Here is a 16398-nt window from a genome sequence, read left to right as displayed (position 1 = left end):
ACTTTTAGCCTTATAAAAATACTCCCCCAAGAAAATAGATTTTTTTTATTTCATCTGTCTACCTTTAGGGGAGCATATCAATTTGGTATGCCTTTTTGTATTAGATTTATTCTTTTCTTATTCAAATAAAGCACCCGTTAATGCAATAAGTACAATAAAAAGAATTACTTTTTATCAAGGCCTGAATGTCTTTTATCAGTCGCACTTGCTATAAATAAGAATGCTATAAACCCAATAATACCTCCTACAATCCACGTAGCCCAATTACCAATATGGAACAATAGTGATAACAAGAATAACAATGATCCACTAACTAATAATAAAGTTAAGCCAATTGCAAATGCCGCTTTTTCAGGAAATTCTTTAATTTTATCCAACATTTATTCTACCCTCTAAATAATCTAAAAGACAAAGTAATATCTACTCATTATTTTCATACCAGAACTATTATGGGATTCTTATTAAATAATCCTGTCCTTATTTAATAATCTCACCCATTAGTTTCTGTAGTAATTTAACTGATTTATTACCTCATTTAATACACTACATACTGGGGACTCTAAGTGCTTTACTTACTTAGTTTTAAGCAAAAAATATTTGAATTATTTCTTTAATGAATTATAATTGTATTATCAATGTACCTTTGACTTAAACGTGGGATCACTAATTTAGTGTAACTCTACCGTTAGTTTGAGGACATTGTTTTTTTATTGCCAAAAGTGCTGTAAAATATAATTGTGCAGTGACCTTTAAATGATTCTACCTTTAGAGTTGGGGCTAAAATTCTAGACCTCTTATATTGGTGTGAGGCACTCCACTATTTTAGTGGCACTGCACTTAAATATCGGCATTACCCAACTTCATTGGTACTACGCTGCTATCCGACTCCCTAAACGGCATTTGGTTTCCTTACTTTGTATCGCTTGTACACCATACTCTTCTAACAAGAAAAGACCGTTAGGGTCTCCCGAGTTGCCGTATCATATCAATGTGTAACGTGCCAAGGTCTCTGACCCCAGAGAGGTTTCATTCTTCTTGCCATATACAAAGAATGAAATGTTGCTTTCTGCTGCAGGTAAAGCATCAGCCCTCACGATTTACTAACATTATGGGGCTCAATCCCTTCAACCATTTGGCTTTCGGCCCATTACCTAACTGTCTACGCTTAAAGACTAAAGTTACCTTTAGCCCTCCAAGACTCGCTACGAGTGAATGGCTAGTTCTTGCTCGACGGGAATCCCACCCGCTATATGATACGACCTATGCTCGGCCGCACACCTGCTCCGTTAGTACAATAAATTCAACAAAAATAAGCGATAATCCATCTTGGACTATCGCCCCCGTTAGTGAAGTATAATTCCTACTTCACATAGAAACATACACCGTTTCTAGACAGAATTAATTTCTATTACTTCATTAGCAAACTTACTAAAAAACAGCCTTATTGGGTTGCCTTGAATTTACTCAAAAATAACCTCTTTATGGTTTAAAATTCTTTCTCTTTTGTTCTTAACGCGAGGTACAGCATCGTTATCGTAATATCTGTCTAACACAGTGTTAATTTCACTCATATTTGTCATAATTATTTTCGGATTGAACCTTTCAATATACGGGTCGTTACCTATTGCTGCACATTTAGCCATCGTGTCTAATGCCACCAAGCTAAGAGGTCGTCCTTAGCTAGCCATGCTTTCATCCTCTCCCAAGTCGGAAAGCATAGAGCTGCTAATCTCCCCCAATTATCATGAAACGTCCTACAGTTGATTTCAATCCAATCAAGCACTTCATTTGAGCGAAATCTGTGCAAACACGAAAATACAGACATAATTAGTTCTATATCACTTAAAGATTGTAACTTTCCGAAGATGTATTCTAGACCTTCTTTGGCAGGCAAACTACTTGATGTTGCCCAAGATAATTGAATCAAGAAATCATCATCGTAGTTATCCCAAAGTTCTCTAACCCAATCAGAAGCAATATCACCGAGAACATCAGCTATTATTTCTAACATTCTTGATTTTACTTCATAATTTACAGTGTCATAAAATCGATATTTGACAGAATTTAATAGGGAAGCTTTATCATGCTGGTTTAGAGCATAAATTACCTCATCCTCAAGGAACCATCTCGTAATTGAAAAATCCAACAACAATTCCAAATCATATTTAACACTTTCTAGTGTTGGGGCAATATCATTATCAGACACATATACTTCTTCTTCCGGTTGAGTAGCTTCTCCATCATCATCATGTAATAAGAATTTCTATGGAGAATGAATAACCGCTAAGTTATACCACTCAATAGGTTTAAGAGAATATTTTACTAATCTACCACGACACTCCAGACAAAGCCTGTAGGGTTGGTTTTTATCATCGGATTCCTCAACAACGCTTATTAGATTTATCTTACAAGCTTCACATAATTCAGTAGTGACCAAAACAACCACTCCTTTTTAACGTAAATACCTTCTTGCGACTTCGTGCATGTCGTTAACATTCAAAAACGATTATATTTGATCAACTAACCTGCCTCGTTAGTACAATAACTTGTAGAGTAGAGAACTGATTTCAATGGGATAGCTTACGCTATCTTCATTTAATTTCAGCTCCCCCTCATCAAACCGTACGTGAAGTTTTCCCTCATACGGCTTTCCGATGTTCTTCTTTCTTGTGCATTACGGTTAATTCAGTGCAAGTTTCACGATTAAATGATTTACTTCATCCCGAATAGTCTTTAAGTTACCATGTTTTCTTCTGATGTTCCTTTTCTTGTTGTAAAAGAGTGTGAGCCTTTTGAGCACATACCAATCAATCTGATTTAGCCACTTATATGCAATTGGTGAAATCTTGTAATAATTCTTATAACCTTGCAGTATTCTATTTAAGCCTTTTACCAATTCTTTTATGTCTAAATATAACTTGGTTCTTGGCTCTGTATATGCCTTAATCTTTGCTCTCATCTTTTTCATGGCATTCTTCTTCGGAATGTGAGCCATAGCGTAAAAGGGTCTTCCCCCTTTATTATGTACCTCGAATTTACGATTGTGGAAACCTAGGAAATCAAACCCCTCTTTATTATCAAACAAGTGGACTAGTCTTGATTTGTCCCGATTAATAGTCAAGTCCAGCTTTTTCATAATTGACTGTAATACTTGTATACTCTCAATCGCTTGTTGTTTTGTTCTTGTTAATATTACAAGATCATCTGCATAACGAACGAGTTCTCCTAGGTGATGGAATTTCTTTAACCAGAGCTTGTCCAATGTATTTAGATAAATATTTGCTAGTAAAGGAGAAATCACTCCTCCTTGTGGTGTCCCCGTTAGGGGATTTCTAACATTTCCTTCTTCCATTATCCCAGCACGTAGCCATTTTCGGATTAACTTTAAGATTCTGCGGTCATTGATTTTCTGTTCAATTAATTTTAACAACTTTTCTTGGTTAATGTTGTCAAAATATCCTTGAATATCTATGTCTACTACCCATGAACTTCCTTTGCTTGCATTTCTTATGCTAGCCATAGCTTGATGTGCATTTCTTCTTGGTCGAAAACCAAAAGAACATTCTTGAAAATCTGCTTCAAATATCGGTTCAATAACCAACTTTGTAGCCATTTGTACCACTCTGTCTTTTATAGTCGGAATCCCTAATGGTCTCTTCTTTCCATTTTCCTTTGGAATATACGTTCTTAGTACAGGGCTTGGATTATATTTATTCTCTTTTAGCTGAGTATATAGCTCATTTAAGAAATTTCTTTCCCCGTACTCAGTAACGATTTCTTCAATCGTTTGCCCGTCTACTCCTCCACTACCTTTCTTTCTTTTTACACGCTTCCAGGCTTCTAGTAATATATCTGGTCGATATACTTTATCATATAAAGCATGAAACTTACGTTTCGGATTCTCCTTGGCACATAGATATAGTGTTTTCCAAAGTTCTTGAGCTTTTACATCGGTGTAGTTAGCTAATTTCATAGCATTCACTTACTCTTACCTCCTTTAAACACATGAACAAAGTAGAGGTCCTTCCCTATATCATGTTGTGTTGTCATGATAATCATTGGTACTATGACCTCCTCCGACTCCCTCTTTACAGTCCACCATTTCGCAATTGCTTATAGGCTTTCTCTCTCCTTAACCATAAGGGTAAAGTAGGGTCTCCCCAGTTCCGATGATTACTGTCTTTACATGTCGTTCCCCATACCCCGAGAGATTCTTGAGTGTTGTTCCAAGTTCCACACACCTTCCATGGTCTTCGCCCTTTGTCGCAAGGCTCGACTTCTCTTTGTCCTGTTTCCAGGTTGCTCTTGACGAGGCGGCAGGATTCACTTTATGTTACAACCTGTAAAGTTGCTGGCACAGGGCTTCAACCTTAGGATTACTCCACCAGCTGCCTGTCAGCTACTAGGCGACTTGGTTCTTACCTAGACTGGACTTTCACCAGTTAGCAATTAACGGCTTGCCTGGGCACGCCAACAAAAAAGTGCATTAATCCTTCTTGGATCAACGCAGCCTATAGTTTGAGTACATTGTTTCACAAACTCGTTTTTGAAGTTAAATGAGGTACTATATCATAATATAAGAAAAGCACGACATATCGAAGCTAAAATTATATTGATTAAACTCTACAAATTGGAATTTACTCAATAGGATTCTCCTCTTGCCTTAAGTTCGCAAATAATGCTTTATGTTACTAAATATCTCTTTTCTTACTTTTATAGCCTATAAATTTATGAGATTCCATTCCTATAATAGGTGCATATGTAACTCTGGGAATGCTCTCTATAATGTTGAGTATTTGGTCTATTCTTATTACTTCAATAGAGAAAGGATTACTCAAGATTAGATATTCAATTTTTTCTTTAAATGCATGTATCCACTCTAATAAATCCTTGTCTGCACTTATTCTATATGACTTAAAAATTTCTGCTGGCTCATTTTCTCTGCTAATTGCAGTGTGAATATTAAAATCTATATAATCAAGTAGAAAAATACCATGTTTAGATGGAGGCATTTTTTTCTCATAACTTTTTATATGTTTTAGCCAATTTTTCTTTATTGAATTTACAATATTAAGATGTGTGTGTTGTTCAAATGGGCGAGAAAATGATTTGCTTACTAGAGTATCTACTTCACTACTATCAAGATTACTTAAAAAAGTAGTTTCACTCTTCCTTTTTAAGATCAAAGATTCTTGCTTCTGTTTTGCCCCTTTTCTTCCCTCTGATGATGAAGTAACTGCAAAATGTTCTATAAAGCCATCTTTAAAAATAAAGTCTGGAAATTCATTACTATTCTGATTAGGCTTAGCATCCTTTAACCATTTTTGTAATTCAATATACTGTTGATTTGACATACCAAAACAATCTTTTATATTTATTTTGTTTTTTACTAAAACCAAGCATCTTTGCTCTATATTATCTTGGTATTCTTGATTCTTACTCATTCTGCACACCCTTTACAAATTAGTATTCCATGACAAAAATAGAAATGGAAAAGGAAACCGTATGTTCTAAGATGATATAATGGGCATTAAATCCTTATTGGATCAACGCTACCCGTTAGTTGAACAAGCTAATTTCCGTTTTCTGCAATTCTTTTTAGTTCTCTTGCACGAGAAATTATAAAGTCTGTCATATACTTTTCCAAAAATAATTTGTCCGCAATTATTCCAATTGGTCCAAAAGGTGATTTATACTCAAATGTATCAATCATAATAGTCCCATCTTTTTCTTCTTTAAATTGATGAGTATGTGTAAAAGAGGTAAAAGCTCCTTTTACCATAATATCAACAAACACTATGGGCTTTTCCATATGAATTACTTTTGCTGTTAATCTTTGTTTAATACCAAAATGAGTAGCTTCCCAAGTAACAGTATCGCCCTTTTCTAACAACCCCTGCGTAACTCCGCCAACAGCTTTTTCTTTAGTTTTAGCAGTAGTTTCAGTATGTATATCTACGTTTCTTGCAAGGTCAAAACATACATCCACAGGTGCTTGGATAAATTGCTTATGCTTAATAATAGGCATATGCTATCTCCTCTGTAAGAACAATTTTTTCATATCTACCATTCAATTCTTCTGCTTCGTTACAATAAAAAGGTTCCATTTATTTATAAGTCTACTAAATAAACAGTAACCAATACTGCTGACGTAGCCCATACAAGAAATAGAAAAGCAGGAAGATGAAGTGATACTTCCTCTTTAAAAGCTCTTATTAAAGTCACAATAAAACTATAACCACAAATAAAAAATAAGATAGCGAAAAAGAAAAACAAATTAGACATCCTTTCATGAAGTTCGACTATGTTTGCTTATATTCTAACACAACCTAATTGAACTAAACTGCCCCGATAGTTAAACAATGAAATGTTATACACTTTATAATTTGATCGAATAACGACTTAATTCCCTTGTTGGAAAATATCGGAATCCGTTGGAAGTAGTTTAAATTTAACAGATATCTCTATTAAAATAATAATTAAAGGGTCCTGGGACATTTGTTTTTTTTAAACACTTAGTCTTAGGACTCTTCTTGTAGTTTATAGAATTTCTATAACTCTCATTAGTGAATGTTATCCTTATCCAACAATCCTGCTTCGTTAGTTCAATAAATTTAACAAAAAAAGTGCATTAATCCTTCTTGGATCAACGCACCCGTTCGTATTATAAGGTTAACCAGATAAGAAAATATTTCTGGTTGACCTTTTTTTATATGGTTTTATTATAACGGTAGCCTGGGTAGAACGTCCGCACCCGTGGGACTTAGATCCCGTCAACTAAACAGTTCGCCCCCTACTTGTAGAAACATGATTGAGGCTGGTTGGGACTTTGATCTCGTATAACAAGCGAAGCTATGATACTGCAAGGAGGTATAGGGGTTACCGGTAAATATAGTTTTTAAGGAGGATGATTTAGATATGAATCCAGTCGTTGGTCTGGATGTTGCTAAAGGTGAAAGTCAGGTACAAGCTTTCTTGGATAAGAAGAAGCCGTATAAAAACAGTTTTAAAATCACTCATACTCTTGAGGGATTGGTGAGTTTATACGAATTTTTGAGAGAAATAGAAAACGTAACAGGGGTAAGGCCTCCAATCGTTTTAGAATCAACAGGACATTATCATGCACCTGTTGTTCAGTATCTTGAGGAAAGAGATTATTTATTAATTATTGTTAATCCACTAATCTCCTATCGCGCGAAGAGCTCTAGCTTGCGTAAAGTTAAGACCGATATTATTGATGCTAATCATCTCTGCGAGCTTTATTATAAGGAGGATTTAGAGCCCTATAAAAAGCGTGGAATTCAACTCTTAAACCTTCGTAATCTCACAAGGCAGCACGAAAATCTAACAGGCATATTTGTTCAAACTAAGTTACAGTTTCAAGCAGTTTTGGATCAAGTTTTTCCTGAATATAGAGGTGTTTTTGGTGATTTATATTCCGTTGTTTCTTTACTAACTTTATTAGAGTATCCAACATCTGAAGATGTCTTGGAAGCTGGAGAAGTAAGGGTAGCAGCTAAAATCGATGAATTATGTAAAAGCCGTTCCAATAAGTGGGCGAATGCTCAAGCAACTAAACTGATAGCCGCTGCAACGCAGAATCCGTTTCAGGAAGTCTTAATTCAAAGTAATCTATTAACTCTAGAAATGTATATCAAAATGATTCTTGAATACCAAAAGCACCTATCTAAGCTTGTGGGCGAGATAGATGCCTTGGCAAAAGAAATTGAAGAATATGAGATTGTCCAATCAATCCCCGGTATCGGAGAAAAAATCGCTGCAACGATAATTTCTGAAATTGGAGAGATTGATCGGTTTGATCACCCTAAAAAAATTGTTGCATTTGCAGGAACTGATCCTAGTATCTTTGAATCTGGACGATTTAAAGGCACCGTAAATAGAATAACCAAAAGAGGTTCGAGTAGATTACGGCATGCCTTATACATGGCTGTTCAATGTGCCATTCGTGATTGTCGTAAACAAAAAACAACGGATGAGATCATTCCTCGTAATAAGAGATTACGTGAGTTTTATGATAAAAAACGTGAAGAAGGTAAGCCATATAAAGTAGCTATTATTGCATGTGCGAATAAGCTCTTACACTGGATTTATGCACTTTTAAAAAGTAAATCAATTTTCCAAGATATAGCCTAGTTTAAAAATATAACTAAACAGACCAAAACTTTCCAAACACCGATCATTGGAAGGTTATTTGGCATGCACATTTTTAGTATATCATGACAAATTTAAACTTTTTATTGAAAAATATTGACAAACTATTAGCTGGTTTAGTTGAACAAGATTAATCAATTAAATTGAGTTCATTTTGAATACGTTCCAAAACCTCTTTTGGCTTCATATCATAACCTGTTGCCCTCTTGCCACTCCAATTAACACCTAAATATAATCCATCCTTCTCTAGACCTTTTAACCATCGATTAAGAAAATCATCAAATTTAATTTCATATGGTTGGAATCCACTATAAGCAGGAACATTTTCAATAATTTGTTCTGCCCTGGATTTCAAAGACCAAAATGGCATTGAAGTTTCACCGTCAATATTTGTAGAAGTTGGAATACCACTTACGTCCTTAATTGTCCATACTTTACGATGCTTGATAATTTCTTTTATAAATGCACTCCATTGTGCAGTAGATTGAGACAAAAGAACACCTACTTTTTATCAAGTTTAAATATTAATTCTCTATTTTTTTGCCAATACCTTCTTGAACTAAACTGCCCCTTTAGTACAGCAACTTCAACAAAAAAAGTGCTTTTTTCCTTCTAAGATCAAAGCACCTTTTCCTTTAAGTACATTCTTTCATAAGAATACTTTTCTGGATAAAACCTTCAATTATTCCTATTACGATAAACAGATTTTAGTTAACATCAATCTTTATTAAATTTGTATCAAAGTTTAATCGTTCTTTTAATTCATCCGTAATGGTAAAGGAAATCTGTTCTCCTGCTTTTACATTTGCTTTTTCATATCCCCGTGATGTATTGACGGTACCATCGCCTCCCGTTGCTGTCCAATTAGTAGTGTCAAAATTTAATATATGATCAATATAGTCCCCACTAATTCTTCCCTTCTCTAACCAATCAGATTGTAAAAAATCGTAACCCATACCTCTCTCTGATAATAAAACTTCCACATCTCCTGAAGAAATAACCATTTCTCCATTTTGTGGAATCGGTTCACCATTAACCCATAGCTCATATATAAACTGACTTCGTGAAAAATCCAACATTTCTTCATCTGAAAAATCTTCTATTATTTGTTTAATAACATCCACATAATATTGATTTTGCTCATTCAAAAATTCTATTTGCGTTTCGAGCGATTCTATTTGATTTGTGTATTCTGATATATCTTGCTCCATATTTTTCACATCGATTTCAACTTCATCTGCCGAACTTTGCTTAACTGGTTGATTAACTTGTAAATCATCGCTATTATTGCATCCTAATAATATGGTACTTGTTAATAAAAACAAAAATGATAAGATAATAACTTTCGAATTTCGAATACCTTTCATATTAGACATATCCTTTCCATTTTATTTAATGCAAGTATATGATTTCAACAAAACTAACAAAAACACCTTCTTTCACAAACCTGCCCCGTTAGGTTTAGTAAGAAACAACTAAAATTAAGACATTAAACTGTTTTACCTTTCTTTACTTTTTCTTCGTATTGAATAACGTGTTTTGAGTCTGCTAACTCAATAGAACAAATCGCAGCAGCAATCCACGTAATCAACAAATATGCAAAAACAGAATATGAATTTTACGATTTTTATCATATGAAAGAAGAGACTCTTAAAAAATTAATTAGCACAGGACAAGCAAGAAAAATAGGTTTGGATAATTACAATTTTCGAAATGGTGAAAGTCATGTCCTTACTTCTGTTCAGGTTGGATCCTTTTACTTTCACACAACCCCAACATATGAAGATTTAAAAAAACTAAAAATATTAAAACTTAGAAAAAGGCTTCAGAACCCCAAGGTACATATGGATATTACCGTTGCAAGATATATAATCCTCGCATGCCTTAAAAACAATCATTCCAAAAATGAGTATAATAAGAGTTATAAGCAAACACATAATATTCAACCTTCTCAGACTAAAACTGAACCTTTCATCAAAGTTTCCAATGAAATGCGAGCAACATCACAATGGTTTCTACAATAATATTTGATCTGGAAACAGTTTTTCATTGGTTACTACTTGTATTCGAAACGACTGTCTTTATCGACTTTGTATTTATTATTCAAAGTTCTTTTTCAACATTAGTTCTCTATCTTTGCATACCCGCTCCTCTGTTTAAAAGAGCGAAGCGGGATGCTTTGTTACATATTTTAGGCAGGTTCATTCTTAAGAGGATATAACAGTATGTATTGACTTTTTGATTTTCGTATTGACAGGCTCGACATCCATAAATATATTCTATTTTTCCTTGTATTCTTCGATGATCTGAAGTGTTCTGTTGATTCCCACATTGTATATCAACAGTTTTAAAAGATTTTCTCGCTCCGAATCTGTGACAAAAAATTTCCCATCGTAAACTTCCATTTGTACGGGAGAATAATTACTATATAAGTTGTAATCAACTAATTGCCCCTCTTCTTTCAGCTTTAAATCATTACGCACCTGGACCACCCTCTCCTTCTTTGGTAGCATTTTTGCAATCCTTCGGATATATTCAATGTTTTGCCCTGTTTCTTTTGAAATTACTGTTATTTCCTTCTCTTCTTTTAGCATATCTAGTACTTTTACAATCAAATGCAAAGTTTCTCTTTCTATTCTTTCATCACGTTCACGATAGAATTCTGCAAAAGGTGAACCACCCATGCCAACAACCCTTACTAGTTTTTGTCACAATATGCGTTTGTAAACCCTGCTATAGCCTAATTAATAGTTCATTCTTCGTCATACTCTATATCTTTACAGATATCATTGACTAAATGCCATAGTGCATTATTTTCTTTGTTTTTAGGTTCTAGCTCCTTACAGACTCTTTCAACAGCCCTTATAAATTCTTCAGGTAAAGAATCATCCTTATGTTCCACTTATACTCCTGTTCTTTTGCTATCATGGCTTTTTGTACGGAAAACTGGACAGGTACCATTTAAATTTGTGTTCCTTTTTTAATAATATAATTTATTTAAATGCTTTTATAAGTAGAGAAGTTTTAAAATGTACAACCCTCTTCTATGCTGAACAGAGAGAAGCGGGACTTTTCGTCAGGTATTCTCGAGAGGATTCATCATAAAATCGGTTTTCAATTGATTAGTGATTCCCCTAAACGAACTTTACTTCTCAGTTAGCAAGATTTGTTTCCAAATTGTTGAATACAACAGTTCCATCTTAGTTATACCCATTATTCTTTTCAAGGTTTAAAGCACCAGTTACTTACCATCACAATTCAATATAACTTTAACAATGTCGCTTAGCCTTACCTTGTGTATTTCGTTAAATTTATCTAAAATTCTTAACTCATACCTTATTTGATCGATATAATGTACTTTTCCAGTTAGTAATTGGAATTCTCCATTTTCGTACAGAGTAAACACTAGGTCTTGGTTATACTCCATTGCACTACATATCGATTGGTTTATTTCTTCTAATAGATGTTCATCTAGGATAGATTTTTCAACCTTTTTATAATCCCAATCCACCTTGTTATGAGATGCCACCATTTCAGGTAACATAAATGCAGCCCCCCATTTTATTTTCCCACGATCTTTTATCACTTTAGTCCCTCCTTATAAAATCATTATATGCGAATGTATGTTCGATTAACAATTAAATTAAAATGATTTGGTTAGATTTGAATGCTAAAAAAAATAAACGTTAATCCTTCTTTTTAGATTAACGCAAGATAAAACAAGTTCATATATCCTCTGTTATGTCACTTTTAAGGCAATAAAAAACATGCAGTTATTAAGTTGCATGTTCGTTAACGGTTTTTTGTTAAAAAGGAAAGCCTACTTCCCCATCCATTTGTTTATGTACTCCCAAAAAACATCATTAAATAAAAGGGTAACTACCCAATTAAAGGTGAAAAAAGCAGCGCCTATGATTGTTAATTGATTTGTGATACTTGCTACAATATGAAGATAAGTTGAAGCGATAACGATAGATAATCCCACCAAATTCATATAATATTTAAACTTGTTCAAATCCATCTTGTAACACCTTTTGTGTTTTTTTAGTCTAATTATTACCGTTTTGTTAACTTACTATGCAGCTGTAATATGTATATTACTTCGAAGTTCAAACTTGGCTAGTTTAGTCCGGACAAGCAAACAATATAGGTTTGGATAATTAATGTTCGAAATGGTGAAAGCTAAGTTCTAACCTCTGTTCCGGTTGGATCCTTTTACTTTCACACACCACAACAGACGAAGATTTAAAAAAACTAAAAATCTTAAAACATAGAAAAAGACTTCAGAACCCCAATGTACATATGGATATAACCGTTGCAATCATTCTAATGTGAGTTTTCAAGTATATATAAACCCGAAATTTAACCATATCAGACTAAAAATGAACCTTCCATCAAAAGAAAAGCTTCCAATGAAATGCGAACAATATCACAATGGTTTCTATAAATAATATTTGCTCAGGAAATCATCAAATTTGCTACTACCTTGTGATTATATAATATTTTTTTGTTTGAATGTATTCATCCAATAAAATATCCTATGAATGTAAACAGAGCTAAAATGTGCAAGCAGTGAATAAAAACTTATATATTTTAAGTTCTTTAATATAATTTCTATATTTTGTTAATGCTCCTCGAGTACCTTTTTCATTATCTATAATAGAAAATTTTATATACTAACTTACATTACTATGATAGTTAAAGTACAATTAAAATAAATAAAATATAACATAAAAAATAAGTCCAAATATTAAATTTCTCAAGAAAGGATATTATCATGAATAACTTTATTACCTTTTCTAATGATAACAATCAAAGCCAAAGTAATTCATTGCCTGACGAAATTGCACATTATATTCTGAATCAAATATTTACTGGAAAACTAGAACAAGGAACAAGATTAATTGAATCAAATATAGCGAAGGAACTTAACGTAAGTAATATTCCAGTTAGAGAAGCATTCTATATTTTACAAAACACCGGAATTGTGGAGAGACTACCGAGAAAAGGTGTTCGAGTAAAGACAATTTCACAAGAAGAAATTAAAGAATATACTGTTGCACTAAAAGAATTATATCAAATCGCTATATCTTATTCAGTTCCAAACTGGAATGAAGAACATCGATTGAATATAAACAAACTACTAATCGAAGCTAAGGAAAAACTAGTTCGCGGAAAAGTCGTTGAATATATTTCAATATGTGATCAAATAACTTCCTACATTTTTAAAGTGGCCGGAAATGAAGTTTTCCTTAGATTTTATTCTGAAATCACATATATCACAACAGCCTATTGCCAAACAATATGGAATGATCCCGTAAAAATTAAAACGTGGCATTCTTATTTAGAGGCTGCGGTAAATGCATTAATTCAATCAGATTTTGAACAAGCTAATATTCAGTTGGAACTCTTGTCAAAACAAGCTTTAATTGGTTAATCTGAGCTTTGTATCAAAATAAATAAAAAAGGTGCTATCAATCATTGTTAGCACCTTTTTTATTAAATACTGTTGAAGTAATTAATGTGCAAGCATACCTGCGTCAACTAATTGTTCAGTACCCGTAACATATGAAGACTCGTCTGAGGCTAAGAAAAGAACTACATTAGAAACTTCTTGTGCTTCAGCTAATCGACCTAATGGAATATCTTTTAAAGCGTCTCCACCTGATTCATCAGTTGCTTCAACCATCATTGGAGTATTAATAAAACCTGGATGTACAGAGTTAACTCTAATATTATTTTTACCATATTCAATAGCAGTTCCTTTTGTCATTCCTCTTACAGCCGCTTTACTTGCAACATAAGCAATGCTTGGAAAACCATAATTTGCTACAATTCCAGCAATTGAGGAGATATTAACAATTGAACCTATCCCAGCTTTTAGCATTGATGGAATAACCGCTTTCATACCTAGAAAAATACTATGTTGATTAATAGCGCACACTTTTAAGTATTCCTTCTCGTCCAAATCTTTAGTTTCAGCAATTGGCCCTAAAACTCCAGCATTATTTACCAGGACAGTTATATTTCCGAAGGCTGATGTAGCTTTTTCTACTACTTCTCTCCATGATTCAGAATTAGTAACATCATGTTTAACAAACATTGCATTTGAACCTAATTCTTTCGCAATTAAAGCACCAGCTTCTTCGTTAATATCTGTTAAGACTACTTTAGCACCTTCTTTTACAAAAGTACGAGCATGAGATTCTCCCATACCTCTAGCTGCTCCAGTAATAATTGCTACTTTACCATCTAAACGTCCCATAATACCCTCTCCCTATAAAAGTTAATTTTATATATTATATATAATATATAATATATAATGTGTACGCTTACACTTTATACTATTTCAATTCTTTTGTCTATTAATAATTTAAATTCATAGAACACCCTCTACTTTTTCTTTCCCTCTATTTAATTCCACCTTTCTCTCAAGTTTGATTTGGAAAGAATAAACAAAAAAGACATGTCCTTTATAAAAGAACATGTTATCAATAAATATTAAGGTTATATAAGGAAAGTTATGAGGCCTGGGTTTCATGAACGTATTAAGTATGCTTAACAACAGTTAATTTGAATGGGGGTTGAAGATCGCTCGCATCAATGAACCACTTTCATCATCCTACATTTGAACTCCGTTTACACTAGCAGAGTGAATTTCAAAATGGTGACAATAAAGTTGGAATAGTGTAAAATTACACTATCGATTCAATTGGGGTGATAATTTGAAAAAAATCCTTACAATCTTTTTGGGTTTAGTAGTTGTGATAGTCGTAGTTATTGGATATATTCAATATAAATTTATTTCTACCGAAAAGGCAGTTTTTGAATATTTAACGGTCAACAAAAAACATCCAGAGGAAAACATTACGACACATCCCTTTATAGCAAATTTACCAGGTGAAAAAAATTGGATGGTATCTGTTAAGATTAAAGAAGATTCTAAAACATACTATTACTTCCTAAACCATCAAAACAAAGTTGTTTTAGAATCTTATGTGGACGAGAATGGTGTAGTAGGAGATGTTCTAAACCAAATAATGAATTAAAGGTCCTTGATGGGTAGATAATGTACGGCTGTAATTAACAGACATACACTCAATGTCCCGAAAGACAAAATCGACTTTGGAAATCAGTAATATTCGAGGTCTTTTTATGTTCTTCTTAGCATCTCAACAGTTGTAATAACAGAATTTCGACAAGCAGAAATAAGCATTTGCTCCACTTGTCTTTCAAATGCTAAATTCTTCCCTAATTGTAGCCAACGAAACCAGTAGAGATAGTTATCCAAGTATTTAGTAGCTACACCCTGGAACCGTTCCATCCAATCTTTTAGACGATGGTGAAAATTATTAACGTGTTGAATATGATATATCCCTTTCTTCACTCGTTCTTTTCGACGTTCATTCACTGTTTCGTGTTGTAGTTTTTTCACTTTTGCAAATTTCTTGTAGTTGGTAGCTGTATCGGTGCATAGTAAAGCAGACGGGTGAATGTATTCGCCAATAACAGCATCGATTTCCTCAGCCTTCACACGCCCTGTTCCAGCTTTACGAGCAATTACACTTCCGTTCCTGTCTTGTGCTACAACAACGGCAATTTTGAGATTAGAAATCCCTGGCTTTTCGTCTTTTTCTCCACGTTTTTTCGCCTTTCTGTGAGGAATATCTCGACCTTTCATTGACTCACGAAAGAAGGTCTCGTCACTTTCAACGATGCCTTGCAATTGATTAAATCCGTTGTTTCCTAATGCATTCAAAATTTTATGTCTCCAATAAAATGCAGTGGATAGGTGAATCTTTAATCGTTCAGCGATTTTTGGCAGGGTATATCCTTCGACCATCATTTCGATGTATTTTACCCACTTCTCAGGATAACGAGAACCTGAAAACGGTGTATTAGTCATATCATTGAAAGACTTTCCGCAATCGTTGCACAGATAGCGTTGTCTTGAACGATATTTACCATTTCGTTTTACTTATGTGCTACCGCAATGAACACAACCTAATCCTGATGCAAAAGGTGTTTCACGAATGCTATTTAATAACTCGGTTATTTTATTAGGTTCGTCTGGAAATTAATCTTCCTTCATAGCATTAAATAGCTTTAATTTCTCTGATTCTGTTAGTTCACCGAACTCTTTATAGATGTCTATCCACATAGTTGAATGCCTCCTGAGACCGTATTATATCAACCTTCTACTAATATGGTCAAGAAAGCAACAAT

Annotated in this window: 17 protein-coding genes and 1 pseudogene; 4 read left to right on the top strand and 14 right to left on the bottom strand. The window is 33.7% G+C overall.

Annotated elements, in window-relative coordinates; genetic code table 11:
* Window positions 1–164 precede the first annotated feature (164 nt).
* From RGU12_RS01770 to RGU12_RS01745, 6 genes are all read right to left on the bottom strand, one after another.
* Window positions 165–380, bottom strand: coding sequence for a hypothetical protein (locus RGU12_RS01770; RefSeq protein ID WP_309534537.1), 216 nt, complete (start codon window positions 378–380; stop codon window positions 165–167).
* 1080 nt (window positions 381–1460) lie between these two features.
* Window positions 1461–1643: a hypothetical protein gene (locus RGU12_RS01765; RefSeq protein ID WP_309534536.1), complete on the bottom strand. Its 183-nt coding sequence runs from the start codon at window positions 1641–1643 to the stop codon at window positions 1461–1463.
* Between the two features lie 5 nt (window positions 1644–1648).
* The gene (locus tag RGU12_RS01760) at window positions 1649–2206 is read right to left on the bottom strand and encodes a hypothetical protein (RefSeq protein ID WP_309534535.1); all 558 of its coding nucleotides are present in this window, start codon (window positions 2204–2206) and stop codon (window positions 1649–1651) included.
* A 474-nt stretch (window positions 2207–2680) separates the two neighbouring features.
* Complete coding sequence (gene ltrA, locus RGU12_RS01755) at window positions 2681–3982, bottom strand: group II intron reverse transcriptase/maturase (protein ID WP_396232295.1); 1302 nt, start codon at window positions 3980–3982, stop codon at window positions 2681–2683.
* Window positions 3983–4691: 709 nt separating this feature from the next.
* Window positions 4692–5444: a hypothetical protein gene (locus RGU12_RS01750; RefSeq protein ID WP_309534534.1), complete on the bottom strand. Its 753-nt coding sequence runs from the start codon at window positions 5442–5444 to the stop codon at window positions 4692–4694.
* Between the two features lie 128 nt (window positions 5445–5572).
* The gene (locus RGU12_RS01745; protein WP_309534533.1) at window positions 5573–6028 is read right to left on the bottom strand and encodes an SRPBCC family protein; all 456 of its coding nucleotides are present in this window, start codon (window positions 6026–6028) and stop codon (window positions 5573–5575) included.
* An 890-nt stretch (window positions 6029–6918) separates the two neighbouring features.
* Here RGU12_RS01745 and RGU12_RS01740 point away from each other — a divergent pair.
* A complete protein-coding gene (locus tag RGU12_RS01740; RefSeq protein WP_309534532.1) occupies window positions 6919–8154 on the top strand; it encodes an IS110 family RNA-guided transposase in 1236 nt (411 codons plus the stop codon).
* A gap of 148 nt (window positions 8155–8302) precedes the next feature.
* Here the strand turns inward: RGU12_RS01740 and RGU12_RS01735 are convergent, their stop codons facing one another.
* Both RGU12_RS01735 and RGU12_RS01730 read right to left on the bottom strand, forming a co-directional pair.
* Window positions 8303–8665: a DUF2750 domain-containing protein gene (locus RGU12_RS01735; RefSeq protein WP_309534531.1), complete on the bottom strand. Its 363-nt coding sequence runs from the start codon at window positions 8663–8665 to the stop codon at window positions 8303–8305.
* Between the two features lie 214 nt (window positions 8666–8879).
* Window positions 8880–9539: a hypothetical protein gene (locus RGU12_RS01730; protein ID WP_309534530.1), complete on the bottom strand. Its 660-nt coding sequence runs from the start codon at window positions 9537–9539 to the stop codon at window positions 8880–8882.
* 162 nt (window positions 9540–9701) lie between these two features.
* Here RGU12_RS01730 and RGU12_RS01725 point away from each other — a divergent pair, with 162 nt between their 5' ends.
* Window positions 9702–10196 (top strand): YkyB family protein, encoded by a 495-nt coding sequence (locus RGU12_RS01725; RefSeq protein ID WP_309536252.1) that lies wholly within the window; start codon window positions 9702–9704, stop codon window positions 10194–10196.
* Between the two features lie 255 nt (window positions 10197–10451).
* Here RGU12_RS01725 and RGU12_RS01720 read toward each other — a convergent pair whose 3' ends face one another.
* The 4 genes from RGU12_RS01720 to RGU12_RS01705 form a co-directional block, all read right to left on the bottom strand.
* Window positions 10452–10856: a hypothetical protein gene (locus tag RGU12_RS01720; protein ID WP_309534529.1), complete on the bottom strand. Its 405-nt coding sequence runs from the start codon at window positions 10854–10856 to the stop codon at window positions 10452–10454.
* 68 nt (window positions 10857–10924) lie between these two features.
* Window positions 10925–11074 (bottom strand): hypothetical protein, encoded by a 150-nt coding sequence (locus RGU12_RS01715; RefSeq protein ID WP_309534528.1) that lies wholly within the window; start codon window positions 11072–11074, stop codon window positions 10925–10927.
* Between the two features lie 339 nt (window positions 11075–11413).
* On the bottom strand, window positions 11414–11758 hold the full coding sequence (locus tag RGU12_RS01710) for a YolD-like family protein (protein ID WP_309534527.1): 345 nt from the start codon (window positions 11756–11758) through the stop codon (window positions 11414–11416).
* 234 nt (window positions 11759–11992) lie between these two features.
* Window positions 11993–12193: a hypothetical protein gene (locus RGU12_RS01705; protein ID WP_309534526.1), complete on the bottom strand. Its 201-nt coding sequence runs from the start codon at window positions 12191–12193 to the stop codon at window positions 11993–11995.
* A 756-nt stretch (window positions 12194–12949) separates the two neighbouring features.
* Between RGU12_RS01705 and RGU12_RS01700 the strand changes: the two genes are divergently transcribed.
* Window positions 12950–13609, top strand: a complete 660-nt coding sequence (locus RGU12_RS01700) for a GntR family transcriptional regulator (protein WP_309534525.1) — start codon at window positions 12950–12952, stop codon at window positions 13607–13609.
* A gap of 81 nt (window positions 13610–13690) precedes the next feature.
* Here the strand turns inward: RGU12_RS01700 and RGU12_RS01695 are convergent, their stop codons facing one another.
* On the bottom strand, window positions 13691–14437 hold the full coding sequence (locus RGU12_RS01695; protein ID WP_309534524.1) for an SDR family NAD(P)-dependent oxidoreductase: 747 nt from the start codon (window positions 14435–14437) through the stop codon (window positions 13691–13693).
* A gap of 460 nt (window positions 14438–14897) precedes the next feature.
* On the opposite strand from RGU12_RS01695, the gene RGU12_RS01690 reads away from it, so the two are divergent.
* On the top strand, window positions 14898–15221 hold the full coding sequence (locus RGU12_RS01690; RefSeq protein WP_309534523.1) for a hypothetical protein: 324 nt from the start codon (window positions 14898–14900) through the stop codon (window positions 15219–15221).
* A 104-nt stretch (window positions 15222–15325) separates the two neighbouring features.
* Here RGU12_RS01690 and RGU12_RS01685 read toward each other — a convergent pair.
* Window positions 15326–16333, bottom strand: a pseudogene (locus RGU12_RS01685) (IS1595 family transposase).
* Window positions 16334–16398 lie beyond the last annotated feature (65 nt).

The organism is Ferdinandcohnia sp. QZ13 (genome assembly GCF_031324165.1).
Lineage (GTDB): Bacteria > Bacillota > Bacilli > Bacillales > Bacillaceae_L > Ferdinandcohnia.
This window is presented reverse-complemented; position numbering and strand designations above follow the sequence as displayed.